The organism is Kocuria sp. WRN011 (assembly GCF_002295155.1).
Classification (GTDB): Bacteria; Actinomycetota; Actinomycetes; order Actinomycetales; family Micrococcaceae; genus Kocuria; species Kocuria carniphila.
This window is the reverse complement of record NZ_NSGI01000002.1, coordinates 82,956-107,725: the sequence shown is the minus strand read 5'-3', so window position 1 is coordinate 107,725 and position 24,770 is coordinate 82,956. Positions and strand designations below refer to the sequence as shown.

The 24,770-nt window shown below is 63.8% G+C and carries 20 protein-coding genes and 2 tRNA genes; 18 read left to right on the top strand and 4 right to left on the bottom strand.

Annotated features, from left to right (window positions below; genetic code table 11):
* The first annotated feature begins 13 nt into the window (after positions 1 to 13).
* The 6 genes from CKW39_RS03295 to CKW39_RS03270 all read left to right on the top strand — a co-directional run bounded on the left by CKW39_RS03295 (position 14) and on the right by CKW39_RS03270 (position 7,085).
* A complete protein-coding gene (locus tag CKW39_RS03295; protein WP_095796746.1) occupies positions 14 to 856 on the top strand; it encodes a hypothetical protein in 843 nt (280 codons plus the stop codon).
* On the top strand, positions 837 to 2,027 hold the full coding sequence (gene dusB, locus CKW39_RS03290; protein WP_095796745.1) for a tRNA dihydrouridine synthase DusB: 1,191 nt from the start codon (positions 837 to 839) through the stop codon (positions 2,025 to 2,027). The genes CKW39_RS03295 and dusB overlap by 20 nt, the downstream gene beginning before the upstream one ends.
* Positions 2,011 to 3,351, top strand: coding sequence for a deoxyguanosinetriphosphate triphosphohydrolase (locus tag CKW39_RS03285; protein ID WP_173674273.1), 1,341 nt, complete (start codon positions 2,011 to 2,013; stop codon positions 3,349 to 3,351). The genes dusB and CKW39_RS03285 overlap by 17 nt, the downstream gene beginning before the upstream one ends.
* A 92-nt stretch (positions 3,352 to 3,443) precedes the next feature.
* Complete coding sequence (locus tag CKW39_RS03280; RefSeq protein WP_216823144.1) at positions 3,444 to 4,832, top strand: aromatic acid/H+ symport family MFS transporter; 1,389 nt, start codon at positions 3,444 to 3,446, stop codon at positions 4,830 to 4,832.
* A gap of 126 nt (positions 4,833 to 4,958) precedes the next feature.
* Entirely contained in the window at positions 4,959 to 6,932 is a 1,974-nt protein-coding gene (gene dnaG / locus CKW39_RS03275) for a DNA primase (RefSeq protein WP_095796743.1), read from the top strand.
* 80 nt (positions 6,933 to 7,012) lie between these two features.
* Positions 7,013 to 7,085 (top strand) — tRNA-Asn (locus CKW39_RS03270).
* 251 nt (positions 7,086 to 7,336) lie between these two features.
* Here the strand turns inward: CKW39_RS03270 and mptB are convergent.
* A complete protein-coding gene (gene mptB, locus CKW39_RS03265) occupies positions 7,337 to 8,950 on the bottom strand; it encodes a polyprenol phosphomannose-dependent alpha 1,6 mannosyltransferase MptB (RefSeq protein ID WP_173674272.1) in 1,614 nt (537 codons plus the stop codon).
* Between the two features lie 309 nt (positions 8,951 to 9,259).
* Between mptB and CKW39_RS03260 the strand changes: the two genes are divergently transcribed.
* Positions 9,260 to 10,567, top strand: coding sequence for a glycosyltransferase 87 family protein (locus CKW39_RS03260; protein WP_095796742.1), 1,308 nt, complete (start codon positions 9,260 to 9,262; stop codon positions 10,565 to 10,567).
* A gap of 61 nt (positions 10,568 to 10,628) precedes the next feature.
* Positions 10,629 to 11,855 (top strand): glycosyltransferase 87 family protein, encoded by a 1,227-nt coding sequence (locus CKW39_RS03255; RefSeq protein ID WP_254049251.1) that lies wholly within the window; start codon positions 10,629 to 10,631, stop codon positions 11,853 to 11,855.
* 151 nt (positions 11,856 to 12,006) lie between these two features.
* Here the strand turns inward: CKW39_RS03255 and CKW39_RS03250 are convergent, their stop codons facing one another.
* On the bottom strand, positions 12,007 to 13,332 hold the full coding sequence (locus tag CKW39_RS03250; RefSeq protein ID WP_095796741.1) for an MFS transporter: 1,326 nt from the start codon (positions 13,330 to 13,332) through the stop codon (positions 12,007 to 12,009).
* Positions 13,333 to 13,371: 39 nt separating this feature from the next.
* Positions 13,372 to 14,529, bottom strand: a complete 1,158-nt coding sequence (locus CKW39_RS03245) for a M20 family metallopeptidase (RefSeq protein ID WP_095796740.1) — start codon at positions 14,527 to 14,529, stop codon at positions 13,372 to 13,374.
* A gap of 260 nt (positions 14,530 to 14,789) precedes the next feature.
* Between CKW39_RS03245 and CKW39_RS03240 the strand changes: the two genes are divergently transcribed.
* From CKW39_RS03240 to CKW39_RS03225, 4 genes are all read left to right on the top strand, one after another.
* The gene (locus CKW39_RS03240; protein ID WP_173674271.1) at positions 14,790 to 15,668 is read left to right on the top strand and encodes a phage holin family protein; all 879 of its coding nucleotides are present in this window, start codon (positions 14,790 to 14,792) and stop codon (positions 15,666 to 15,668) included.
* 199 nt (positions 15,669 to 15,867) lie between these two features.
* Positions 15,868 to 16,821: a DMT family transporter gene (locus tag CKW39_RS03235; protein ID WP_095796738.1), complete on the top strand. Its 954-nt coding sequence runs from the start codon at positions 15,868 to 15,870 to the stop codon at positions 16,819 to 16,821.
* A complete protein-coding gene (locus CKW39_RS03230) occupies positions 16,811 to 17,998 on the top strand; it encodes a glycosyltransferase (protein WP_254049250.1) in 1,188 nt (395 codons plus the stop codon). Before CKW39_RS03235 ends, CKW39_RS03230 begins: the two co-directional genes overlap by 11 nt.
* A 70-nt stretch (positions 17,999 to 18,068) precedes the next feature.
* Positions 18,069 to 18,142, top strand: a tRNA-Ile gene (locus tag CKW39_RS03225).
* A 348-nt stretch (positions 18,143 to 18,490) separates the two neighbouring features.
* Here the strand turns inward: CKW39_RS03225 and CKW39_RS03220 are convergent.
* On the bottom strand, positions 18,491 to 19,063 hold the full coding sequence (locus CKW39_RS03220; protein ID WP_254049249.1) for a M23 family metallopeptidase: 573 nt from the start codon (positions 19,061 to 19,063) through the stop codon (positions 18,491 to 18,493).
* Positions 19,064 to 19,406: 343 nt separating this feature from the next.
* Here CKW39_RS03220 and rpsB point away from each other — a divergent pair, with 343 nt between their 5' ends.
* The 6 genes from rpsB (at position 19,407) to CKW39_RS03190 (ending at position 24,669) form a co-directional block, all read left to right on the top strand.
* Positions 19,407 to 20,306 carry a 30S ribosomal protein S2 gene (gene rpsB, locus CKW39_RS03215; RefSeq protein WP_095796736.1) on the top strand — a complete coding sequence of 300 codons (900 nt, stop codon included), beginning with the start codon at positions 19,407 to 19,409 and terminating at the stop codon, positions 20,304 to 20,306.
* A 114-nt stretch (positions 20,307 to 20,420) separates the two neighbouring features.
* Positions 20,421 to 21,257 (top strand): translation elongation factor Ts, encoded by an 837-nt coding sequence (gene tsf / locus CKW39_RS03210; protein ID WP_095796735.1) that lies wholly within the window; start codon positions 20,421 to 20,423, stop codon positions 21,255 to 21,257.
* 174 nt (positions 21,258 to 21,431) lie between these two features.
* Positions 21,432 to 22,205 carry a UMP kinase gene (gene pyrH / locus CKW39_RS03205; protein WP_238663215.1) on the top strand — a complete coding sequence of 258 codons (774 nt, stop codon included), beginning with the start codon at positions 21,432 to 21,434 and terminating at the stop codon, positions 22,203 to 22,205.
* Positions 22,206 to 22,296: 91 nt separating this feature from the next.
* The gene (gene frr / locus CKW39_RS03200) at positions 22,297 to 22,854 is read left to right on the top strand and encodes a ribosome recycling factor (protein ID WP_016996510.1); all 558 of its coding nucleotides are present in this window, start codon (positions 22,297 to 22,299) and stop codon (positions 22,852 to 22,854) included.
* Positions 22,854 to 23,843: a phosphatidate cytidylyltransferase gene (locus CKW39_RS03195; RefSeq protein WP_095796734.1), complete on the top strand. Its 990-nt coding sequence runs from the start codon at positions 22,854 to 22,856 to the stop codon at positions 23,841 to 23,843. Before frr ends, CKW39_RS03195 begins: the two co-directional genes overlap by 1 nt.
* A gap of 67 nt (positions 23,844 to 23,910) precedes the next feature.
* Positions 23,911 to 24,669, top strand: a complete 759-nt coding sequence (locus CKW39_RS03190) for a DivIVA domain-containing protein (protein ID WP_095796733.1) — start codon at positions 23,911 to 23,913, stop codon at positions 24,667 to 24,669.
* The last annotated feature ends 101 nt before the right edge of the window (positions 24,670 to 24,770 follow it).

Genomic DNA, 24,770 nt, shown 5'->3' with positions numbered 1-24,770 from the left:
CTAGGAGTCACCCGTGTTCGCAGCGGCCAGTGCCAAACGACGACTCAAACGCGGACTCGCGGCCCTCAAAACCGGGGATACCGCGGTGGCGCGAGAGTCCTTCGAGGCCGCCCTGCGCACCGCACGACTGGGTGAGGTGTGGCTGGTAGCCGGCGATGCGGCGTCGTCGTTGGGGGACCTGGCGCGAGATTCTGCTGACCTGCCAGGAGCGGAACACCATTACCGGCTGGCCGCGACCCAGTACCGGCGCGCACCGCGGACCGCGCGATCCGTGGGCGGGCGGGTGCGGTGCCTGGAGAGTCTGGGTGACGTCCTGCTGCTGGAGGGGCGCCCGTGGGACGCGTATCGCGAGTTCCAGGAGGGCGCCAAGGCGGCCGGGGTGGACCCGTCGCGGCCCATGGGTACCGAGCATGGTGTGGAGTTCGTCTCACGCGAGGATCTGCGGTGGACCTCGCACCTGGCCACGGCGGCACAGGCAGCCGGCCGTCGCAGACTGGCGAACGACCACTACGAGAAGGTTCTCGCGGGTTGTGAGCTGCGCGGGGACATTGCCGGACAGATCATGTGTTGGAAGGGACTCGCGGCGCTCGCCGAGGACATGATGGCCTGGAATGACGCCGCTCACGCCCTCTACCACGCCAGTAACCTTTATCCCGCGCTGCCGGATCCGGAGGCCCACACGCGGGAGTGGGTGCAATGTCTGCGGGATCTAGGAGCCGTGTACAAAGCCCTGGGCCGCCGCGACGAACAGGTGCGGGCGTTCAAGCTCGCGGTGCGCTTGGAGCAGGTGGACAGCTCGGCACGCGTTAACTCGAATAGTGAGACAATGGCCCACGATGAGCACCATAGATCTTGAGACCGCGGACCGGGAACCGGCCGTGTTGAACCTGAAACCGTTGCAGCTGGGACCGTTGACAATCGACGTGCCCGTGGTTCTGGCGCCCATGGCGGGGGTGACCAACAAGTCCTTCCGCAAGCTGTGCCGCGAGTACGGCGGGGGACTGTACGTCACCGAAATGGTCACCGCGCGGGCCCTGGTTGAACGCCGCCCGGAGTCGCTGCGGATCATTCATCACGACCCGGACGAGACTCCGCGTTCCATCCAGATCTACGGCGTGGACGCGGTCAACGTTGGCAATGCTGTGCGCATGGTCGCGCAGGAGGACCGCGCGGATCACATCGACCTGAACTTCGGTTGTCCGGTCCCCAAGGTCACCAAGCGCGGCGGCGGTTCTGCCCTGCCGTGGAAGACCGACCTGTTCCGGGCGATCATTCGCACCGCGGTTCAGGAGGCCTCCGAGGCGAACATCCCGGTGACCATTAAGATGCGAATCGGCATTGACGATGAGCACCAGACCTACCTGGATGCGGGCCGGATGGCACGTGATGAAGGCGTGGCCGCGGTTGCCCTGCACGGTCGCACTCTGCAGCAGCACTACTCCGGCAAGGCCGACTGGGACTCGATCGCACGGCTGCGCGAAGCGCTACCGGACATCCCCGTGCTCGGTAACGGCGACATCTTCTCGGCGGAGGATGCCGTACACATGGTCGAACAGACCGGCGTGGACGGTGTGGTGGTGGGCCGCGGTTGCCAGGGCCGCCCGTGGCTGTTCGGTGACCTGCAGGCGGCTTTCGAGGGCAGCCCCAAGCGATACAAGCCCGGAGTCCGCAAGGTCGCGGAGACCATTTACCGGCATGCCGAGCTGCTCGCAGAGGAATTCGGTGACGAGGCCAAGGGCTGCCGCGAAATCCGTAAGCACGTGCCCTGGTACTTCAAGGGCTACCCGGTGGGCGGCGAGCTTCGCGCGCAGATGGCGCAGGTGCCCAGCCTGGCGCGACTGCGCGAACTGCTCGACCAGCTTGATCTGGACCTGCCCTACCCCGGCAAGGACGTGGAGGGGCCGCGCGGCCGCGCGGGCAACCCGCGCAAACCCCACCTTCCGGACGGTTGGTTGAACTCCCGCATCCTGGGCGACGCCGAACGTCTGGGCCTGGTGCACGCTGAACTCGATGTTTCCGGAGGCTAACCGATTGCACACCCCTGATCGCCTGGGAATCCTGCCCGCCGGGTACGCCTACGAGGACGCCGAGCGGTACGTGGCCGAGAACCACCACAACCGCCACCGCTCTCACTTCGAGCGAGACCGCGCGCGTGTGCTGCACAGCTCCGCTCTGCGGCGGTTGGCCGCCAAGACCCAAGTGGTCGCACCGAGCACGGATGACTTTGTCCGCAATCGCCTGACCCACTCCCTGGAAGTAGCGCAGATCGGCCGCGAACTGGGCAAGGCTCTCGGTTGCGATCCGGACGTCGTGGATGCTGCGTGTCTCTCCCACGACCTGGGGCACCCGCCCTTCGGGCACAACGGGGAGACGGCGCTCGCGGCCATGACGCGGGGAATCGGCGGCTTCGAGGGCAATGCCCAGACCCTGCGACTCCTGGTGCGCCTGGAGCCCAAGATCATCACCGAGGACGGCCATCCCGCCGGTCTCAATCTCACCCGCGCCGCATTGGATGCCACGTGCAAGTACCCGTGGAGCGCCGAAGATGCACCGCAGCGCCCGGATGGGAAACCCAACCTCAAGTTCGGCGTCTACCAGGACGACCTGCCGGTGTTCCGCTGGATGCGTGAAGGCGCCATCGAGGGCCGCAAGTGCCTGGAAGCCCAGGTCATGGACCTCGCCGACGACATCTCTTACAGCGTGCACGATGTGGAGGATGCGATTGCCTCCAACACCCTGCAACTGGGTCAACTGGCTGATCCCCTTGCCCGGGCCCGCGTGATCGAGTGGACCCAGCGCTGGTACCTTCCGCAAGCCACCGCTGAGGAGCTGGACGCCGCCCTGCGTCGCCTGGAGGCCTCCCCGGTGTGGATACCTCTCATGGACGGCTCCCGCAAGGACCTGGCGAGGCTCAAGAACATGACCAGCCAGTTGATCGGCCGGTTCGCGATGTCCGCGGTGGAGGCCACGCGTGACGTTGCCGGAGACGGTCAGCTGACCCGCTATTCAGCCGAGCTGGTGGTGCCGCACGAAACCGAGTTGGAGATCGCGGTGCTCAAGGGCATTGCCACGGCCTTCGTGATGACCGTGCGCGACGCCCAACCGCTCTACGACAACCAGAACGAGATCCTCACCATTCTGGTCAATGCCCTCATGGAGACCGATGGTCGGTTCCTCTCACCCGAATTCGCGGGGGACTGGCGCGAGATCGAGGACGGACCCGGAGCCGAGGCCGCCCGCCTGCGCCTGGTCGTGGACCAGGTCGCGTGCCTCACGGACATCTCCGCCGTGGCCCTGCACGACAAGATTCGCGGTACCAACTGGCGGACGGGCGACAAGCCGCTCTGGTGAGCTTGCTCTCATTCAATGGGATTGTGGCCGGGCTAACACGAGCGTGCGACTAGGATCACTGTGATCTGTTGCCCTACCGGAAGAGATTCTCCGTGAGCTCCACCGCTTCCTCGCCCACTGCTGGCCCCGCGCCCACCAAGGGCCTCATTCTCAAATCCCCCTTGTGGGTCGCACCGCTGTGCTGGATCGCCGTTCTGCTGGACGGTTTCGACGCCGTGGTCCTCGGCGCGGTGATGCCCGCACTGCTCGACGACGCAGCCTTCGACATGTCCACCGGCGAAGGCACCGCTGTAGCCACTGCGGGCTTGTTCGGCATGATGGTCGGCGCGCTCGGCATGGGTTGGCTCACCGACCGCCTGGGCCGCCGCAAGATGCTGATCGGCGCCGTGATCGTTTTCTCCGTGCTGACCTTCGCCGCCGCCTTCGCGCCCAGCGTGCTGTGGTTCGGCGTGCTGCGCTTCCTGGCCGGCCTGGGTCTGGGCGGTTGCCTGCCCACCGGCATCTCCATGGTCACCGAATTCGCCCGCAAGGGCCGCGGCTCCAACGCCACGACCGTCATGATGACCGGCTACCACGTGGGCGCCGTGCTCACCGCAGCACTGGCCATCTGGGTCCTGGCACAGTTCTCCTGGCACACCATGTTCATCGCCGGCGCCCTGCCCGCACTGATCCTGGTGCCGCTCATGTACATCTTCCTTCCCGAGTCGCCGTCCTTCCTGGCGGCCAAGGGCGATTACGACGCCGCTCGCGCCGTCGCCGCGCATTACAACGTTGAGCTCGAACTTCCGGATGCGGCGGGTGCCGGCCGCGCGGCGTCGTCGACCCCGAACGGCGAGACGGCCAAGCCCGCGAAGCAGGGCGCGGCCCTGCTGCTGAGCGGAACGTACGCGCGCAACTCGGTGTTCATCTGGACCGCGTCCTTTATGGGTCTGCTGCTGGTTTACGGCCTGAACACGTGGCTGCCGCAGATCATGCGCGCCGCCGATTACGACCTGGGCAACTCGCTGGGCTTCCTGCTGATCCTCAACGTGGGTGCCGTGGTGGGCCTGTGGATCGGTGGCCGCGTGGCCGACCGGATCACCCCTCGTGTCGCCGGCATCCTGTGGTTCGCGGGCTCCGCTGTGCTGCTGGCCGCCCTGGCCATCAAGCTGCCAGTGTTGGGCATTTACTTCATGGTGTTCCTGACCGGTTGCTTCGTGTTCTCGTCGCAGGTGCTCGTGTACGCGTTCACCGCGGCCAACCACCCGCCGCAGGTCCGTGCGACCGCGTTGGGCATGTCCGCGGGCGTGGGTCGTCTGGGTGCGATTAGCGGCCCCATCGTGGGTGGCACGCTGCTGACCGCCGGTCTGGCGTACCCGTGGGGCTTCTTCGCCTTCGCGCTCGTAGGTGCGTTAGGTGGGGCGTCCATGCTGGGCACCAAGACGGTGGATCCTGTGGACAAACGCGTGGTCATCGACCCCGAGGACTCTCCCGCGCGGTAGGTTCCGCGCGTCGAGTCAGTCGAGAGCGGCGTCGTCCCGAGCGGGCGCCGCCGCTTTTTCGTACCCAAGCTGCACAGGCCGACGTCGCGGCCCCGCGAGTTTGACGCGTTGCCTAGGATGAGAGGCGTGGCAGGACTGATCAGGCGCGAAGACATAGACGAGGTGCGATCACGCACCGATCTCAAGGAAATTGTCGACCAGTACGTGACCTTGAAGCCCGCCGGCATCGGTTCCTACAAGGGGCTGTGCCCGTTCCACGACGAGCGCACGCCCTCGTTCCACGTGCGCCCGCAAATGGGCACGTACCACTGCTTCGGCTGTGATGAATCCGGGGACGTCATCGCGTTCCTCATGGAGATGGACCACACCCCGTTCACCGAGACGGTCGAGCGGCTGGCCGCGCGCATCGGGTACGAACTGCGCTACGAGCAGGGCTCGGGCCCCAAACGCGAGGAAGTCGGCCGCCGCCAACGTCTGCTGGACGCGCACAAGATCGCCGCGGAATTCTTCCAACGCAACCTCTACACGCGCCAGGCCACGGCCGCGCAGCAGTTCCTGGGGGAGCGCGGATTCGATGACGCCGCCGCGCGAACCTACGGCATCGGCTACGCGCCCAAGGGCTGGTCCAACCTGCTCAAGCATCTGCGTGACCAAGGTTTCACCGACCAGGAACTCAAACTCACCGGCATGTTCTCCGAGGGTAATCGTGGTCTCTACGACCGGTTCCGCGGGCGGTTGATCTGGCCCATCCACGCGGTGGCCGGAGAGGTCATCGGCTTCGGTGCGCGCAAGCTCTACGAGGACGATCAGGGTCCCAAGTACCTGAACACCCCTGAAACCCAGCTCTACAAGAAGTCTCAGGTGCTCTACGGCATCAACCTGGCCAAGCGGGCGATCGCCAAGGGCAAGCAGGTCGTCGTGGTCGAGGGCTACACGGACGTCATGGCGTGTCACCTGGCCGGTGTCGAGACCGCGGTGGCCACGTGCGGTACCGCGTTCGGTGCGGACCACATCAAGATCGTGCGCCGCTTCCTCTCTGACGACTCGGCCGGGGGAGAGGTCATCTTCACCTTCGACGGCGATGCCGCAGGGCAGAAGGCCGCGCTGCGCGCCTTCCAGGAGGACCAGCGGTTCGTGGCCCAGACCTACGTGGCCGTGGGGCCGGACGGCATGGACCCGTGCGATTTACGACTGACCCGGGGCGACGCCGCCGTGCGTGACCTGGTCAGCACTCGCACCCCGCTGTTCGAGTTCGCGTTGAAAGCGACCATCCGCGACTACGACGTGAACAGCCTGGAAGGGCGACTGCGGGCCATGCGCGCGTGTGCACCCATCGTGGCGCAGATCCGTGACTCATCCTTGCGGCCGGCGTATGCGCGAGAGCTGTCCGGGTGGCTGGGCATCGAGACGGACGAGGTCATGCGGGCGGTCGCGGCGGCGTCGAAGCGGGGTTCTTCATCGCAACAGCGCGGGCAGCAACAGCGGGCGCCGCAGCATCATGAGTCGCAGCAGTTCTCGTCGGGCCGTGATGGGTCCGGACGCGGCTCTAACACGCCGGGACGCCCGGGGGATCGCCCCGGTGACTCTCAGGAGCAGGAACGCCCTGCCGAGGTGCAGCTACCCAATCCTCGCGAGCCGGTGGCCCGAATGGAACGTGAGGCGCTGGAGGTCGTTCTGCAGGTTCCGGACCTGGTGCCCGACGCGTGCTGGGGTCATTTCGAGTCCGCCGAAATGCGGTACCCGGTTCACCAGGCTCTGCACGATGCGATCGTGGCCGCGCGGCCCGAATACGACGTGAACGACCCTCGCGGTGGCCGCGGGTGGCTCGAGCATGTGCGCGGGCAGCTGCCCGAACCGTTGCACGGATACCTTGCGCAGTTGTCGGTGACTCCGCTGCCCGCTTCTTCTGAGCAACAGGTCCGCAACTACGCGGTGGGTGTGCTGACGAGCCTGGTGGAGATGCACATTAACCGCGCCAAGTCGGACAAGCTGGCGCACCTGAACCGTACGGATCCGCAGCAGGAATCCGCTCTGTATCAGTCGCTGCAGCGTGAGCTTCTGGACCTGGAGATGCAGCGGCGGAGCCTCCTCGATAACTGATGTTCACGTTGCAGCGAGCTGGATTTGAGGAACCGGCCAAGGGTCTGTAAAGTATCTTCTCGTTGCACAGATGTGCACGGTCCCCCGTAGCTCAATTGGCAGAGCATTCGACTGTTAATCGAAGGGTTACTGGTTCGAGTCCAGTCGGGGGAGCTGCAGACGAGAGAAGCCCCGGTTCGCCGGGGCTTTTGTCGTTTCCGGTTCCGGCCAGCGGTCCGCAGGTCCTCTTGATCGTTTATGGCAGAGGTTCACACCGATGACATTCGGGGCAGAGTGTCGCAGCCGGACCCCTTGTTTTCCAGCGAACTTGATCCCGAGATGCCAGTGACAGCTCGCGTTCCGTCAAAACCTCACCCGTGGACGCGCGACTTCGTCGGTTCAGCGATGATTCACGTGGCCGACGATTACTGGCCGCTGCGGCGTCGGCGGCGCCGTTCGAACCAACCGCGGGGCCCGCCCTCGATGAGAACGTGCTTGGTGTGCGGGTCGAGGAGCATGAGGTACGCGGTGAAGGCCAAGGCGATGACGTAGGCGATCGTGGAGACGTCCCACTGGACCTCGATGAACGGCCACACGGAGAGTTGATCCTGCGCACCGAAGATCACGAAGAACCCGGTAACCACGTACAGCACACGCACCTGCCAGTTGTTCTTGATGCCTGTGACGGCCAGGAACGGCAGGAACCACAGGATGTACCAGGGCTGGATGATGGGGGAGAGCATCACGACCGCTGCGAAGGCCAGACCCATGCGGCGGACCACGCGGTGACTGCGCTGGCCCTCTCCCCAGAACATCAGCAGCACCACAATGCCGATGCCCAGGTACTTGAGGGCGGTGCGCAAGACTCTGGCGATGTCGCCGCCGGGCAGCCCGAGGGCGTCGCCGATCCGGTTAACCTGCATTCCCAGGAATCCCGAGGGAGAGTAGCCGGTGAACCCGGGTGTGGGATCCAGGATCGCCAGGATCCACCCCGATCCCAGGTTGTAGGGGATGCCGCTCATAAACAGCACGCCGAAACTCAGGACTGCGGTGGCGGCCCAGGTCGCGAACTTGCGGGGCCATGACGCGTTCCGCCCCGCCCACAGCAGTCCGATGAACGGCAGCAGCAGAATGGTAATCGGCTTGATGCCGATCGAGGCGGTCACCAACAGAATCCCTCGGATGGGTCGGCCGGTCGCCGCGAAATACGTACCGGCCACGGCCAAGCCGACCATCAGGCCGTCGTTGTGGGCGCTGGCCACAAAGCTGATGAGGAACAGCGGATTGGCGACCGAGAGCCACAGGGCGCGAGCGCCGTCGAACCCGTGCATTTTCGCGAGCTTGGGCACGTAGATCACGCACAGTGCCACGCCGATGCACGCGAGGGCGCGGAACAAGAGGCCCGAGAGGTCTGGCTGGGCGTCGGTGATCTTCACGACCAGGTGTGCGAGCCACAGGAAGTACGGACCGTAAGGGGTGCGGGATTCGGCCCACGCCGGATCAGCGCCCAGCATGAACCAATTATCGAGGGTTGAGATGCCGGTCGTGTACGGGTTCTCCCCGGCCTCCATGAGGCGGCCTTGCCCGATGTACGCGTACACGTCGCGCGAAAAGATGGGGACGGCCAGGAACAAGGGCAGAGACCAGGCAATGATCGCGGCGACGACGGCGCGCAGCGAACCTTCCGGCCAGCCGGCCAGTCGCTGTCCCAGCCGGATCCACGAGCGCATGAGCAGCATGGCGCCGAACGTCAACAGGACAGTGGAGGTGTAAATGCCCCAGCCCTCCGTGCGCATGGCGATCACCAGGGGGTTGCGAACCATGGGGGAACCGAGTGCCATCCATCCGGTTCCGACGGACCCAACGAGCATCATGAGCGAGCCGATCAGGCCCTGGACGATGGCGATGTGCGGGCGGGGAATCAGCGGAGTGCCGGGGGCGGAACGGGCTTCGGCGAGCGAGGGGGTCTCGGAGGGTTGGTGTTGCGCCGGGGTGCTGCCGTGGGCAGTGACCTCCGGACCCGAACCACTTTCCGCCATGACCTGTGTCGTTCCCCTACTTGTGACCGTGTTCGGGCACCCAGGGTCTTGGGCCCGCGGGACCTTTCTCAGAAGGCTGATCTTAGCAGTCAGATCCGCCTCAACCGTGGGTATCGGGGCCGGTTCAGGATGGGGATTAGCCGGGGACAGTACCTCGATGTGCCGCACCCCATGGGCCGCGAGTCCGTGGGGAGGTACCCGTGGCACGTAGCATGAGAAGACACCCGTGCCCGTTTCCGCTGGGCACGGTACTGATTTCATGAGGCCGCACGTGGTCTCGTACCGCTGCGCACCCGACGAGGATTGATCATGTCCACGCACAAGCCGTTGACCCAACAGGACCGATTGAATGTTCTGGATCGTCCCCGGAACCTACCGGGGTGGTTGAGCTCCCCGCGTGCCCTTCTGGCGGGGTTCGTGGTCCTGCACCTCGTATTCCTGATCTTCGCGCTGATTGTTTCACTCAACGGCAACGCCTTCAGTGACACAAATATTTATCGGGACTGGACGCGCATCGGCTTCGACCAGGACGCCTTGGACGGCGGCCCCAGCCCGTGGGTATATCCGGTGCTGGCCCTACTGCCCATGGCGCTCGCGGGGATCGCGGGACCTGCGCCCTTCTTCTTCCTCTGGGTCCTGATGACCACGCTGCTCAACGGCTGGGCGGTGCTCAAACTCACCGATCGCGGTCGCAACACACAGGCGATTCCCGCTGCCTGGTGGTGGTTGGGCTTCACCTTCCTCATGGGGTGGCTTGGCTTTGCTCGGGTCGACGGCGTGACGGCCCCCATTGTTCTGGTGGCCTTGGCCTACGGCGTGGCCCATCCGTTCATCGCCTCCACTCTTCTGAGCATCGCGACGTGGATGAAGGTGTGGCCGGCAGCTATCGTGCTGGCGCTCTTCACGGTGGTGCGGCAGCGCGTGCAGGTGGTCGTGGCGGGCTTGATCGTGAGCGTGGTGGCCGCGGGCATTGCCGCAGCCATGGGTGCTCTGCCCTTGCTCTTCAACTTCCTCACGCAGCAGGGCGACCGTGGCATGCAACTGGAAGCCACGTTCACCACCCCGTGGCTGTGGTCCTCCGTGCTGGGCGTGGGCGGCTCGCAGATGTACATGAACACTGACATCAACTCCATGCAGGTGGACGGCCCCGGTACCGAGATCATGTCCTCGCTCATGCAGCCCCTGCTGATTCTGGCCGCGCTGGCCACCACCACGTTGCTCGTCCGGGCCCTACGTCACGGTGTGCGTACCGGTGGTGCGGATCGCACCGAGCTGTTGCTCGCGGGCACGCTGACCCTGGTGTCCGTGTTCATCGTGTTCAACAAGGTGGGCTCGCCTCAGTTCATGGTGTGGCTTGGGCCGGCCGTGGCTCTGGGACTCGTGCACCACTGGCGCTCGTGGCGTACTCCCGCCATCATGCTGATCGCGATAGCGGTGCTGACGTTCTTCATTTACCCGCTGTTCTACACAGAGCTGAGCCACGACAACCCGGCCATGGCCTTGGTGCTGACCGTGCGCAACGCGCTGCTCGTTGTGCTGATGCTGTGGTCTGCCCGCCGTCTGTACTGGCTGGGATCCAAGCGCCCCACCGATGAGCTCGTGACCAAGGAGTCCTGACATTTCCGCCGCATTCTTCGACCGGCTGAGCGGCGTACGAGACGCCCTGCTGCCGGACCGCGTGATCGCCTGGTTCGCCCGTCCCTCCAGCGTGTGGTGGGGTTTCGCGGTAGTTCATCTGTACTACATGGGCTGGATGGCCTCCTTCTTCCTGAACGGGTGGGCCTTCAGCGACACCGAGCAGTACCGCGAGTGGGCCATGGCCGGGTTCACCCCCGAGGTCACCGATCAGTCGATCAGCCCGTGGGTTTACCCGGTCCTGGCGCAGCTGCCCATCCACGCGGCCGGTATTGCAGGGCACGATCTGTACCTGCTCGCGTGGACCCTGATCATCACGGCGCTCAATGCGGTTGCTATCTGGTTCCTCACCCGCCGCTCCATGCAAGGTCGCGGAGTGGCGCCCGCGTGGTGGCTGCTGATTTTCCTGGTGTTCATGGGGTACCTGAGCTTCGCGCGCGTCGAGGGCATCGCGGCTCCCATCGTGCTGATCGGTATGCTCTACGCTGCCCGGCAGCCCGTGGTGGCCTCCGTGCTGCTGAGTATCGCCACGTGGATCAAGGTGTGGCCCGCGGCGGTCATCCTGTCTCTTCTCATCGCAGCCAAGAAGCGCGCGCAGGTGTTCGTGGCTGGCGTAGTGGTCACCGCGGTGGTCGTTCTGGGTACGTGGCTGTCCGGCGGATTGGCCCGCATCGCGGACTTCATGGTCAATCAGGGTTCGCGCGGCATGCAGCTCGAGGCTACTTTCTCCACCCCGTGGGTGTGGTTGAGCGTGCTGAACATCGCGGATTCCAAGATCGCGGACAACACGGCGATCAACTCGTCTGAGGTCTACGGGCCCGGCACCGAGGTCGCCGCCTACCTCATGCAACCGCTGCTCATCGTGGCAGTGGTCCTGGGCACCGCTCTGTTGATTCGTTCGTTGCGCAGGGGAGCGGACCGCGGTGAACTCTTCTACGAGGGTGCTCTGATGATGACCACCGTGCTCATCGTGTTCAACAAAGTGGGCTCACCACAGTTTATGATCTGGCTCGCGCCCGTGATCGTGGCCGGCCTCGTCTACGACTGGAAGCGCTGGCGCACCCCCGCGGCCCTGCTCATGGGCATCGCGGTCGTCACGTTCTTCATCTACCCGCTCTTCTACACCCCGCTCATTCACGCCAATCCGATCATGGCAGGTGTGCTGACCATCCGAAACGTCCTCCTGGTACTCCTGCTCGCCTGGTCGGTCAAGCGCACTTGGGATCTCGGAACCAAGCCGCAGCCCGCACGCGAGGTGGCTCAGGGCTGAGGCGCCGCGCTCGCCGGTTGCCCTGGTCAGGAACGCGACCAGAACGACGTCGTACGGGGCCTTGGGTGCACCACGAACCAAAGGCGCCCCGGACAGTAACTGTCCGGGGCGCCTTCGGCTTCTTCAGGAACGTGAAGTGAAGGTCAGTACCTTACTTCTCGTCGGTGGTGCCGGTTGCTGCCTCGACACCGGCCTCCGGGTTACCCGGAGGGGTCGTGGGTTCGTTGATCGGGCGAGCCGGTTCCTTGAGCAGGAACGGAGCCAGACCGCCGGCGACCAGCATGACAGCCAGGACGATGAAGGCCACCACGTAACCTGCGGCGTCGACCACTGCACCGACCAGGGCACCCTGGGCCATACCACCGACGAACGCGCCGATGTTGATGACTGCGAACGCGGAACCGATGATCTTCAGCGGGATCAAGCGGTAGGGGAGCATCAGGATGGCGGAGAAGGACCACATGATGAACAGGTTGGCCAGCCACATCATGACCGCGGAGCCCCACAGGTTGGGGATGATCACGGCGATGACCATGAGCACTGCGCCGATGCTGGACATCAGCAGCATGAAGACCTTCTCGTTGTTCTCGAACCAGCGCTTGACCACGGTGGCACCCGTGCTGGTAGCGATCCACAGCGAGAGACCGTAACCGACCATCACGACCATGTACTCCCATCCGGTGGGGGTGATGCCGGACTGCTCTGAGTACATCGTGGCGAGCCAGGTCAGCAGGCCCACGCCCACGGCGTTGTTGAGCAAGAGGCACAGGCCCAGGACCAGTGAGTTGCGGTTCTTCCAGGCGTCCAGGATGGAGACGTCGTTCTTGGCCTTGGCAGCAGCCTTGTCAGCGGCGGCGGCCTTGTCGGCCGGGGACTCGCTCGGGACCAGCTTGATGAACATCAGGGTCGCAACGACCAACAGGACGGCGAGCAGGAAGTACATCCAACGGAAGTCACGGGCGACCACGAGCGGTGCGAAGACCAGGTAAACGAGGATCGTACCGATACCGGCAGTGGAGACCACCTTGGACTGCACGGCGCCGCGCTCTTCGGCGGCGAACATCTTGGCGATGACCGGCGGGGTGCCGTTGGTGTAACCGGCCTGACCGAAACCGATGATCAGACGTGCCAGCGGGATCAGGATGAAGATCATGGACGTGGAGCTGAAGCCGGCGAAGCCAAAGAACGCAGCGCCAGCGGCCAGGATCAACAGTGCCACCGGGATGAAGATGCGGTAGCCGTAGCGGTCCACGAACCAGCCAGCCACGAAGGTCATCACGATGAAGGACAGGTAGAACAGAGTGGTGATCAGACCGAACTGGGTCTTGGTGAAGGTCTCCAGTCCCAGGTTGGACATGTAGGCCGGGTCGGTCAGGAACGGACCGATAGCACCCGCCAGACCCTTTTCGATGTTAGCCAGCAAACCCACGGAGAAGAGTGTGGCGAACACGCCCTTCTGGGTTTTGGTGAGGTTCATTTCCTCAGCCTTTCGTACTCAAGTGATGCGGATGGGGGATCAAGAAGCCAGGAAGTCCAGGGCGATCTGCACTTCCGTGCGGGCGCCGGCTTCGAGAGCCTCTTCCTTGATGTCGAACTTGGGGTGGTGGTTCATGTAGGGCAGGCCGTCCTCGGCGGTGCCACCGCCCAGGAAGATGAAGCAACCGGGGATCTCACGGGCGAAGTAGGAGAAGTCCTCGGACGCAGAGGTGGGCGGACCCCAGAACGCGTTCTCGTCTCCAACGGCCTTCTTGGCTGCTTCCAGGGCCAGCTCCGCGAGGTCATCGTTGTTGATGACCACGGGGTAGCCCTCGGCCCACTGGAACTCGGCCTTGGCACCGTAGGCGGCGCACACGTTCTCGACGATCTCCGTGGCGCGTTCCTTGAGGATGTTCCAGTCGTTGTCGTCCACGGTGCGCATGGAGACACCGAGCTTGGCCGAATCCGGGATCACGTTGGGAGCCTGACCGGCCTGGATCATGCCCACGTTGACCACGTTCATGTGATCGGGTGCAACACTGCGGGAGACGATCGTGTTCAGGGCAACGGTCACCTGCGCGGCGACCAGTACCGGGTCGATTCCGTCCTGCGGCATGGAGCCGTGCGAACCCTGGCCGTTGATCTTCAGGAAGAAGCCACCGGCCACGGTGGACGCGGGGCCCTTGTGCACGCTGACGGTGCCGGTCTTCTGGTTCATGATGTGCATGCCGTAAATGGCGTCCACGTCTTCCAGGACTCCGGCGGCCACCATTTCCTTGGCACCTCCGGGAGGGGTCTCCTCGGCGTGCTGGAAGATGAGCTTCACGCGGCCGTTGAAAGTGTCCTTGAGCTCGGTCAATGCCTTGGCGGCACCGAGCAGCATGGCGGTGTGGGTGTCGTGACCGCACGCGTGCATCACACCGTCAACGGTGGACTTGAAGTCGTTGTCGGTCTCCTCGTTGAGGGGAAGCGCGTCCATATCGGCGCGCAGCGCCACGGTCTTACCGGGGCCCTTGCCCTCGATCACGGCCACCACGGAAGTTTCGGTGGGGTGGGTCGGGGCCAATCCGAAGCTCTCCAGGGTTTCGGCCACGAACTTGGCCGTGTTGTGCTCCTTGAAGGACAGCTCGGGGTTAGCGTGAAAGTGGCGGCGCCACTTGATGATGTCGGCGGCGGGAACGTTGATCTCGATAGTCATGGTCGCTCCTGAAGGATTTATGAGCCACTTGGCTCGATTTTGACGATTTCGAGCCGTTCCAACGTAGCAGGTGTAACTTTTTCGGCTCAAATCGTGTTCGTGTGAACAATTCCAGTTTCGCACCCCCGGGTGAAACGCAACTGTTTCCTAACTCTGTGACAGCGGGATCCGAGCGGGCTAGCCTCCTGGCAGCATGCTGAGTGGTAGTTTTGACCTTGAAAAATAACCAGTAGTGAAGTTCAAGCAACATCGGAGGCGGCATGAGTCATGCAGTGGGCCCGGAAAGCGGCCACACCCCCGGCGCGCGTACTCGGGCAACCAAGAAACCTGGAGCGGCATCCATCCTTGATGTCGCCAAGGTCTTCGCCCGTTTGCTGCCCAAGCAGCTCAAGGACGAGGCGCAGTTAGCGGTACTCGAGCTCAAGGACAAGGGGATCAAGCTCGGCGTGGGTGCGGCCCTCGCCTTTGTGGGCCTGGTGTTCCTGGGTATGGCTGTCATCGCACTGATCGGTGCGGCCATTGCGGGCTTGTCGAACGTGATGCCGGCGTGGTTGGCCGCGTTGCTGCTGGCCCTGCTCTTCATCATCATTCTTGCGGTCCTCGCACTGATTGCGTTGTCCAAGATCAAGAGCGCTCTGCCGCTCAAGCCGGAGAAGACTATTTTCGGTCTCCGTTACGATCTGGGTGTCGTGAAGGAAGGCTCTGCCTACACCGAAGGTCGCGTGCAGCGTGAGATGAACGAGGCCGAGCAGCAGAAGGAACGCGAGCAGGAAGCTGCCGCCAACGACCCCAACCAGGTCAAGCCGGTCAAGCCGACCGAGGAGCAGTTGCGCCACCGTCTGAAGTTGCGCCGCGAGCACCTGAAGAGCCTGCGCGACGACGCTCAGAATCGTGCGGACTCCGTTCAAGCAGCCACTCAGGGATTCGTTGGTCGCACCGCGAATACCTTCAAGTCCACCGAGAACTCGATCAAGCAGACCTTCGCGACCAGTGGCGGTTCGCAGGGTGTGCGTACCGGGGGTTCCACCTCGGCCACTGCCGGCGAGAACCCGCTGGCGGATCGCTGGCAGCCGCTCGCGGTTGCCGCAACCGCGGGATCTGCGTTCTTGGTGTTCTTGCGCAAGCTCCTCAAGAAGTAATCGCTCGACACGATTCGACGACGCCGCGGCGTCGCCTCCGGAAGGCCGGGTCACCACGGTGACCCGGCCTTCCTCCTGCCCAACTCCTACCGGAGTATGGCGTTGGTCCTCCCACGGGCTGATTTCCATGATTTGGTGAGGAAAATGCCACGGGCGCGCCCTACGATGAAGCTGTGGTGGAAGATGTGATGAACCGGTGATGCAGTGGTTGGCAGTTTCCTTGGCTCTCATAGCCGCCCTCTGCCTGGCGCTCGGTACTCAGACCCAGTCTGCGGCCGTCACGGCGCACACCCAGGAGGCTTTGAAGCCCTCGAACCTTGGTTCGCTGGTGCGCAATCCCAAGTGGGTGGCCGGGTTGGTTCTGCTGGGCCTGGGCACGGCACTCAACGTTGCCGCGTTGACCTTGGCGACCGTGACGGTAGTGCAACCCATCGGCGTGATCGCACTGGTGATCACCACCTTGTTGCACGCCAAGCACAAGCACCTGGACATCAATGTCCGGACGTGGGGTGCAATCTCTCTCTGCACCGCGGGCGGTGCGGTGTTCGTTGTGGCCGCTGTTGCGGGCACCGACCCCACCTACTTGGCTGATCCCAAAGCGGAGACCATTTTGGTGTCCATCCTGATCGGGCTGGTCCTCTTCTTCGGTATCGCGGAATTGTTCCTTCGGCACCGCCGTATCAGCATGTTCTACGTCTTGGCGGCAGGAATCCTCTATGGATTCGTAGCGGTGCTGGTGCGACTCACCATGACTCACACCCTGGCCCACGGACTGGGGCAGATCCACTGGTTCACGGTCATCATGATCGTTGTGGCCTCCGTGGTGGGTGGTTGGATGGTTCAGTGTGCTTACTCATGCGGACCCCCTGATCTGGTGATCGCGGGCCTGACCGTGGTCGATCCGATAGTGGGCGTGATCCTTGGCCTGTCTGTCCTAGGGGAGGCCGGACCGGGCTTCACCCCTATCATCGGAGCGGTCATGTCTCTGGCAGGCGCCGTTGCTATAGTCGGCGTGGTACTGCTGTCCCGGCATCACCCAGAGGTGATCGAGCGTAGGGAGCAGACCAAGCAACTGCAGCGTGAACTCTCAAGTGAAGCTCCACCCACCGACCTTGAGCACAGGAAGACTCTGAACAGCACCCGTGAGCACTGAGCATCCCGAGGAACAGCGCCCCTTGAAGATTTTGATCATCGCCGAAACTTATCCGCCGGACATCAACGGCTCGGCGCAGTTCGCTCGGCGGCTCGCACAGGGCATGCTCCGGCGTGGCCACGAGGTTCATGTGATGGCGCCTATGACGTCCCGGGGTAAATCCCTGACGGTCGAGAAGGACGGCGTGACCGAGCACCGGATCCGCTCGCACCGTGCGTTCACCCATTCGTATTTCCGGTTGTGCTTCCCGTGGGAGATCTACAGCGAGATCAAACGGGTGATCGATGAAGTCCAGCCGGATGTGGTGCACAGCCAATGTCACTACATCCTGGGACGACTCGCTATCCAGGAAGCTCAGCGCCGCGGGATCCGGTTGGTAGGCACCAACCACTTCATCCCGGAGAACATCGAGCCGTTCCTGCCGTTCCCGGAATGGTTCATTCGTGGGTATCGGAAGGTGTCGTGGTGGGACCTGGCCCGCCAGTTCCGCCGCTGCGATGTGGTGACGGCACCGACCCAGTTGGCCGTGGACACCATGGTGACCAATGGCGTGGATGACAACGCGATTCCCGTGTCCAACGGCATTCAGGTGGGTGACTACGAACTTCACCCGGGTGAGAACCTGAAGAAGCCCAACCGTGAGACCGTTCTGTTCTGCGGTCGCCTGGCCGTGGAGAAGAACGTCAACGAGCTGATCGAAGCCATATCCCTCATCCCGGCCGAGAAGAATGTGCACGCGGAAATTGTGGGGGAGGGTGAGCAGCTCGACACATTGGTTTCGCTCGCGCACTCGCTGGGTGTGGCCGAACGAATCCATTTCCGTGGGTTCCTGACCGACGAACAGCTGCGTGTTTCGTACCTGAACGCCGATGTGTTCTGTCAGCCGGGCACCGCCGAGCTGCAGTCGCTGGTCACGCTGGAAGCAATGTCCGCGTCCACCCCTGTGGTTCTCGCCAACGCGCGGGCCTTGCCGCACTTGGCGGACGAAGGAGTCAACGGCTACCTCTTCGAACCTGGAAATCCCCAGGACCTGGCGGAGAAGCTGCAGTTGGTTCTGGACGCCAGTCCCGAGAGACAGCGCGCCATGGGGGAGGCCAGCCACCGGATGATGGCGCAGCACTCGTTCGCCAAGACGCTGGACACCTTCGAACGGATTTATCGCGGCGAACCTGTCTGATGAGCGGCTCCACCGCGTGGATGCGGTAGCGTAGAGCGGCGACCACGGCACTGTTTCGTGGTGGCAACAGGGGGCGGTAGCTCAGCTGGTCAGAGCAGAGGACTCATAATCCTTTGGTCGTGGGTTCAAGCCCCACCCGCCCTACAGAAATGGCCCTTTCGCCGATGGAAACATTGGCGAGAGGGCCTTTTTCATCTGGTTGTGACGGTTCAAGCCGTCAGCTACTCACCTCATGGTTCGGTAGAACCACCCGCTGCACCTCCTGCGCCGTTGGAGCCCTTGGCACAGTGGATAAGGGTTGCAAAGAAACCTCAGGTGCACGGTGGGGTCCTGACGGCACCCAGGATGCAGGCGGACCCCAGATACCGGGACGCAGCCGACCCCCAGACGTCGGGTCGCAGCGGACCCCCAGGTGTACACCCGTCGGGAGTCGGGGAGCCAGCAGATCCGGCAGTCCCGCAGGCACACGAGAGCCAAGAGCCGCAGCCGCCATCACTCGGGCACTGGTAGCAACACAGACGGGCGCATGTCCTGCACGAACTGCAAGGGGTTCACGTATTCGCCGTCCCGTCGAACACCCCAGTGCACGCAGTTCGCCGGAGGACAGTGTCCGGCGGAAGCGATGTTGCCGATCACCTGTCCCCGGGCCACCGAGTCGCCGCGTTTGACCGAGGCTTCAATGGGTTCGAAAGAGGATTTCAACCCACCGCCGTGATCCACCGTGATCACCGGCCGGTCCACGACAACTCCGGCGAACGTCACCGTGCCTGCCGCGGGGGAGCGAACCTCGGTTCCCGGTGCCGCACCCAGGTCCACGCCACGGTGGCCTGAGAGCCACTTCTCGGCCGGCGGTTGGAACGTGCGCGTGACCGCTGGTTTGGGCTTGACCGGCCATGTCCACCCTCCGGCGGCCAGAGCAGGCTGTAGACCGAGCGCCCCACCGCCCAACGCAGCACCAAGGAGGAGACAGAGCGCCACAAGAATGGTGAACGCTCTCGACCGGTGACCAAGCGGAGAACGCGAGGCGGGTGAATAAGGGGCGAGGGCGGCGTCGTCGGGGACCATGAGGCAAGCCTGACCCCGCGAGATGGCTGACACCAGAGGAATCCGCTCGATGTGGAGCGAGATGCACCGTGCATGATGTATTCTGAACGTTGCAGTGTCGACTGCCCTCATTCATCATGCCCGTGACCCGGGTAAGACCGTGAGGCTGACACTGACTTCGCGCGCGAAGGAACACATTGACGTGTGTGCGCACTCCTCGGTCCGGAACTTGTTGCGGATGGGGTGCGTTGGTCAGGTCCGTTGGACCGGATCACGAATCGCGCCAGGGATCGTCCCGATCGATCAATAACCGTAAACCCATGGCGGTCGCCCATAAGGCCGCCAGCAATTAACAGGAGACGACATGCCCGTCGTAACCATGCGCCAGATGCTCGACAACGGCGTTCACTTCGGCCACCAGACCCGCCGTTGGAACCCCAAGATGAAGCGTTTCATCTTCACCGAGCGCAATGGCATCTACATCATTGACTTGCAGCAGTCGCTGGGCTTCATTGACCGCGCCTACGAAGCAGTCAAGAACACCGTGGCTCACGGTGGCACCATTCTGTTCGTGGGTACCAAGAAGCAGGCTCAGGAAGCCATCGCCGAGCAGGCCACCCGCGTGAACATGCCCTACGTGAACCACCGCTGGTTGGGCGGCATGCTCACCAACTTCTCCACCGTTTCCAAGCGCATCGATCGCATGAAGGAACTGGAAGAGGTCGACTTCGACGACGTCGCCGGTTCGCAGTACACCAAGAAGGAACTGCTGCTGCTGCGCCGCGAGAAGGAAAAGCTGGAGCGCACCCTGGGTGGTATCCGCAACCTGACCAAGGCTCCCTCGCTGGTGTGGATCGTTGACACCAAGAAGGAACACCTGGCCGTTGACGAGGCGCAGAAGCTCGGTATCCCGATCGTCGCGATCCTGGACACCAACTGCGACCCGGACGAGGTCTCCTTCCCGATCCCGGGTAACGACGACGCCATTCGTTCCGTCTCGCTGTTGACCCGCGTGATCGCCGACGCCGTGGCCGAGGGCCTCATCGAGCGCAACAACGGTAAGTCCGGTGGCAACGCCACCGACGAGCCGATGGCCGAGTGGGAGCGAGAGCTCCTCGAACAGCACGAGGCCGACAAGGCCGAGGGCGCCGAGAAGGCCGAGTCCGCCGAAAAGGCTGACGATGCTGAGCAGGCTGCGCCCGCAGCCGAGACCGAGGCTGCTTCCGAGGAAGCTCCGAAGGAAGAGACCCCCGCAGCCGAGTAAGGCCGCGAGTTTCGTTTACCTTCCATTCTTTCGGGTGGCCCATCATGGTCACCGACGTTGGCCGGGCGTGTATCTCGCGCCCGGCCAACCCCAAACGACAACAGAGGAGTTCACATGGCGAACTACACCGCTGCTGACATCAAGGCACTGCGCGAGCGCACCGGTGCCGGCATGCTCGACGTCAAGAAGGCCCTGGACGAAGCTAATGGCGACGCTCAGAAGGCCCAGGAAATCATCCGCGTGAAGGGCCTCAAGGGCGTCACCAAGCGTGAAGGCCGTTCCACCGCGGAGGGCATCATCGTCGCTCGCGTCGAGGGCAACGTCGGCCACATGGTCGAGCTCAACTCCGAAACCGACTTCGTGGCCAAGTCCGGCCCGTTCGTCGAGTTCGGTGCCAAGGTTCTGGACGCAGCCGTTGCCGCTGACGCCAAGGACCTGGACGAACTGCTCGCTGCTGATTCCGAGGGCAAGCCCGTGTCCGAGCTCGTGACCGAGACCGGCGCACTGCTGGGCGAGAAGGTCGTCGTGCGTCGCGTGGCTCGCGTCCAGGGCGATCACGTGGCCGTTTACCTGCACAAGACCTCCAAGGATCTCCCGGCGCAGGTCGGCGTGCTGTTGGCCGTGTCCGGTGAAGGCGCCGACATCGACCAGGCCGCTCACGACGTGGCTGTGCACACCGCCGCCATGTCCCCGAGCTTCCTCCACGAGTCCGACGTTCCGGAAGAGACCGTCGAGAACGAGAAGCGCGTGGCCGAAGAGACCGCACGCAACGAGGGCAAGCCGGACAAGATCATCCCGAACATCGTTCAGGGTCGCCTCAAGGGCTTCTACAAAGACGTCGTTCTGGTCGATCAGGACTTCGCCAAGGATTCCAAGAAGTCCGTGGGCCAGGTGCTGTCCGAGGCAGGCGCCACCGCCACTGCCTTCGCGCGTTTCCGCGTGGGTGCCTGAGCTAGCTAGTTAGTTAGGCAACCTCCGCCGACGCCGCTCGCGAGCGGCGTCGTACGAGGTCACCTCGGCGGGGTGTCACCGAGCAATCGGTGGCACCCCGCCGTTTCTGTATGCTGTAAAGCGGTCTGCCACATTCGGGCCCGCACCTCGACCACGTATTTTTCGGGAGGATCTATGCCCACCACCAACGAATCCGAACTGCACGACGAAGCCGTGCGGTTGAGCCGGGATCCCCGGGTCGAGCCCAAGCGCCGCAGGGTGCTGTTGAAGCTCTCCGGTGAGGTCTTCGGCGGCGGGCAGGTGGGTCTGGACACCACCGTGGTCCGTCGGATTGCCGAGCAGATCGCGGCCACCGTGGGCCAGGTGGAAACCTCCATCGTGGTGGGTGGTGGCAACTTCTTCCGTGGCGCCGAGCTCTCCCAAGCCGGGATGGATCGCTCGCGCGCGGATTACATGGGCATGCTGGGCACCGTGATGAACTGCCTGGCGTTGCAGGACTTCCTGGAGCAGTGCGGGGTCGATACCCGCGTGCAGTCGGCCATCAAGATGGAACAGGTGGCCGAGACCTACATCCCCCGCCGTGCCATCCGCCACATGGAGAAGGACCGCGTGGTCATCTTCGGCGCCGGTGCAGGGCTGCCGTACTTCTCTACAGACACCGTGGCCGCCCAGCGAGCACTCGAAGTGCACGCAACCGAGGTTCTGATGGCCAAGAACGGTGTGGACGGCGTGTACACGGCCGATCCCCGCAAGGACCCCACCGCGGAACGCCTGACCGCTCTGACCTACGACGAAGCCCTGGCACGCGACATCCGCGTGATGGATCAGACCGCTTTCAGCCTGTGCCGCGACAACAACGTGACCATGCGCGTGTTCGGCATGGAGGGTGAAGGTAATGTCACCCGCGCGGTACTGGGGGAGCAGATCGGCACGCTGGTCACCCCGTGAATCGTTAGTACTTGCATCCACCGATAGAGTGGAAGCTAGTACCGCAGTCCGCCAGCGCCCCTGGCTTTTCCACGTATAAGGAGCAAAACACGTGATTTCCGAGATCCTTTCCGACGCCACCTCCCGGATGGCCAAAGCGGTGGATGCGGCCAAGACCGACTTCTCCACGGTTCGCACCGGTCGCGCGAACCCGGCACTGTTCTCGAGCCTCACGGTCGAGTACTACGGCACGCCCACTCCGCTGCAGCAGCTGGCGTCCTTCCAGACGCCCGAGGCGCGCACCCTGCTGATCACTCCCTACGACCGCTCCGCCCTCAACGACATTGAGAAGGCGCTGCGCGATTCGGATATCGGAGCCAACCCCGCCAATGACGGCAACGTGATTCGCGTGGTCATGCCGGAGCTCACCGAGGAGCGCCGCAAAGAATACGTCAAGGTCGTTTCCACCAAGGCCGAGGAAGGCCGCGTGTCCGTGCGCAACATCCGTCGTAGCGCCAAGGAGGCCATGGAAAAGGCCATCAAGGACGGCGACGTGGGCGAGGACGAAGGCAAGCGCGGCGAGAAGGACCTCGACGCCGCCACCAAGAAGCACATTGACCAGATCGATGAGCTGCTCAAGAACAAGGAAACCGAACTGCTCGGTGCCTGATGGCGGCAGCTCATACCCCTCACGGATCTGACAACCGTTCATCCGCCTCTCCCCAGGGACAGGCGGATGAACGGCATGACCCGGCAGGTAAACCCTCCCGGATCGACCTGCTCAACACGGGCACACTGAGAGAAGTCATCAAGCGGCCTTGGACACGCAGCGACGAACACCGCGCGCCGTCCAAGGCCGGACGCAATTTACCGGCGGCCATCGCCGTTGCACTGGTTCTGATTGCCACCCTGTTGGTGGGACTCTACCTCTTCCCGATCGTCCTCGCGCTGCTGGCCGGCACCGCCGCCGGGATTGGCGTGTGGGAGATCGCACGTTCGCTGAGCTACCGGGGGATTCGGATCCCCAGGGTTCCAGCGGTGATAGCCGCGGTGCTCATGCCTCTGGCGGCCTATCAGGGCGGCGCGCAGTATCTCTCATTCGCCATGGTGCTCTCAGTGACGCTCGTCGTGTTGTGGCGAGCCTTCGGGCCCAAGGAGGGCATGCTGCTCTCCATCATGGGGTCGGTCTTCGCCTTGGTGTGGGCATCGTTCCTGCTGAGCGCTGCTCTGCTGCTTTATCACTCCGACGACGGACCCTTCAAGATCCTCACCGTCATCCTGCTCGCGGTCAGCTCGGACACGTTCGGCTACGCGGTGGGTGTCGTGTGGGGTAAACATCCCATGGCACCCAAGATCTCGCCCAAGAAGTCCTGGGAGGGCTTTGCCGGATCGGCCGGTGGTGCCATGATCGTGGGCGTTCTGTGTTCGGTCTTCCTACTGGGGGACGCTTGGTGGCAGGGCATCATTCTCGCCCTGGCAATCGTGGCCGTTTCCACCCTGGGCGACTTTTCCGAGTCCATGATCAAGCGTGAGCTGGGCATCAAGGACATGGGCACGTTGCTACCGGGGCACGGGGGAGTGATGGACCGCATCGATTCCATTCTGTTCGCGGTCATGACCGGCTACGTGATCTTCGAGTTATTCGCCCTTCTGGGATAGGCATTGGCCCCGGCTGGTCGGGGCGCGGAGCGGAATCGCTTCGGCAGTTGGAAAGGTACACACCAAAATGACCGAGAACACGTTGGGTTCCTCCGCCGCTGATCAGCCCACGCAGGCGATCGACGGACTGGACACTCGAACCAAGGCCCAGCAGGTCCCGGGCGGCGACGGCGCCCCCAGCCACTCTGCTGCCGCCCCCCAGGCGGCTGCCCCCACTCAGGAGGCCACGCAGGCTTCGGCTCCGGCTCGCGAGACGGCGGGCCGCAAGTTCATGCGTGTCGAGGATGAACGCTGGGGTTACGATCCCGCCGAGGTCGACGACTTCCTGGACCGGGTCGACGCCGTTCTGGCCACCACGGCGCGCGATCTGCAGTCCGCGCCGGGCGTAGGTAGCCGGCAGGTGCGCGAGCGCGTGTTCGATCGTGTGCAGGGCGGTTACGATCCGGCTCCGGTGGATGCCCGGCTCGACGAGCTCGAAGACGAGCTGGCGGATCGAGAACGTGAGGCCTTCATCTCGGAGCACGGTCCCGAGCGCTGGGAGGAGCACCTGGAACTCATGGGTCAGACTCTGCTCGGACGCCTGAACCGGCCCCACGGGGAGCGGTTCCGCAGGCCTTCCCAGCGCAAGCAGCTCGGGTATTCGGTCTCTGACGTGGATGTGCTGTGTGACCGGATCACCGAGCACTTCCGTTCCGACGAAGCTCTTGATCCAACACTGGTGCGCAAGGCGGTGTTCCGTCAGGCGCAGGGTCAACGATGCTACGAGGAACAGCAAGTCGATGCGTTCATGGACCGGGTCGTGGAGCTCATCCTGGCATTGCGCTGACTCCCAGACTTCCGCGCGTTTGTATACAAAGCGGGCCTAACTACCGAAATATTCGGAAAGTTGGGCCCGTTTTTTCGTCTTTTTTCGCGTTGCTGTTGTGT